The organism is Mesorhizobium sp. M7A.F.Ca.CA.004.06.1.1 (assembly GCF_003999135.1).
Taxonomy (GTDB): domain Bacteria; phylum Pseudomonadota; class Alphaproteobacteria; order Rhizobiales; family Rhizobiaceae; genus Mesorhizobium.
In genome coordinates, this window is sequence record NZ_RZPQ01000989.1 from 1 (window position 1) to 1774 (window position 1774).

2 protein-coding genes are annotated in these 1774 nt (G+C 63.6%); one reads left to right on the plus strand and one right to left on the minus strand.

Features of this window, described 5'->3' with window-relative positions:
- A partial coding sequence (locus EN906_RS33020) for an ABC transporter ATP-binding protein (protein ID WP_164777564.1) occupies window positions 1-821 on the plus strand: 821 nt, incomplete at its 5' end.
- A gap of 127 nt (window positions 822-948) precedes the next feature.
- Here the strand turns inward: EN906_RS33020 and EN906_RS33025 are convergent.
- On the minus strand, window positions 949-1774 hold an 826-nt coding region (locus tag EN906_RS33025), incomplete at its 5' end, for an ATP-binding cassette domain-containing protein (protein WP_127375716.1).

Below are 1774 nucleotides of genomic sequence, written 5' to 3' on the forward strand. Positions count from 1 at the left end.
GTGCCCTGTTTCCGCATCTGACCATTGGCGACAATATCGGTTTCGGCATGGGTCGCGGCGAGGACAAGCGCACCGAGCGCATCGTCGAGCTCGCCTATATCGTCGGGCTGGACAAGGCGATCCTCAAGCGCCGCCCGCACGAGCTCTCCGGCGGCCAGCAGCAGCGCGTGGCGCTGGCTCGCGCCATGGCGATGAAGCCCCGGCTGATGCTGCTCGACGAGCCGTTCTCGGCACTCGATACCGGCCTGCGCGCCTCGATGCGCAAGGCGGTGGCCGAGCTTCTGGAAGCTGCCGGCATCACTACCATCCTGGTGACGCACGACCAGGCCGAGGCGCTGTCCTTCGCCAGCCAGGTCGCGGTGATGCGCGACGGCAAGTTCTCGCAGATCGGGACGCCGCGCGAGCTCTATCTCAAGCCGAAGGACAGGATGATCGCCGAATTCCTTGGCGACGCCATCATCCTGCCGGCCAAGATATCGGATGGATTCGCCAACTCGCCCCTCGGCCGCATCGCGGTCGACACCAATGACAGCCGCGATATCGCCCGTATCATGCTTCGCCCGGAGCAGATCGCGCTGAAGAGAACGTCGCGCGAGGGCATGTCCGGCACCTCGGACATGCTGTTCGGCGAAGTGACGGAATCCGAATTCGCCGGCTCGATGTGCACGGTCGCGGTGCGGCTCTTGAACAATGCCGATCCGCCCGATGCGGCCGCGATCGGCAACACGCCGCTGGTCCTGCGCAAACCGGGCATGGACGCGCCGGCGGTCGGCGAGATCGTCCGGCTGACCGTATCGGGAAAGGCGCATGTCTTCGCCTGAACACCGTATGCTGGAGCAATTCTAGGAAACTGTGAAGCGGTTTTCCGTCTGGAATTGCGTCAAAACAAAGAGTTAGAGCAGCTCGCCGTTTCCGTGAAACGGTGAAACGCTCTGGGCATCTTTTGGATTAGCCGACGCGCTTTCCTGCCTGATCGAACCAGTGCAGCTTTTCTGCCTTGGCAACCACGCGCAATTGGTTGCCAACCGTGGCGGTGGCGCGACCCGCGACACGCACGACGATACGGTTGCCGCCTGCCGCACAGTGAAGGAAACTTTCGGCGCCTACCGGTTCGACTGCCTCGACCAGCGCCGGCAGGACGAGGGCGCCGGGCGGCGCCTCCGCATTGAAGGTGACGTCGGCATCCTCGGGCCGAAAACCGAGGGTCGCAGCTCTTGCCTCCCGAGGTGCGAAAGCGATCGCCGTGCCGTCTGCGAGCACCGCGCCCGAGGCGCTTTCGGTCAGTGCCAGGAGATTCATCGGCGGCGCGCCAATGAAGGAAGCGACGAAGGTCGAGGCCGGCCTTTCATAGATGTCGAGCGGCGCCCCCATTTGCTCGACCAGTCCGCCGTTCATGACGACGAGGATGTCGGCCAACGTCATCGCCTCGAGCTGGTCATGCGTGACATAGACCGACGTGACGCCAAGCGAGCGTTGCAGGTTCTTTATCTCGACGCGCATCTGGCCACGCAATTTGGCATCGAGATTGGAGAGCGGCTCGTCGAACAGGAAAACCCTCGGGTTGCGCACAATGGCACGACCCATGGCGACACGCTGGCGCTGGCCGCCGGAAAGCTCGCGCGGACGGCGGTCGAGCAGCGCCGAAAGTTCGAGTATTTTCGCCGTCGCGCGGACCCGGCTGTCGATCTCATCTTTCGGCGTGCCGCGGTTGCGCAGCCCATAGGCCATGTTGTCGTAGACTTTCATATGCGGATACAGCGCGTAGTTCTGGAAC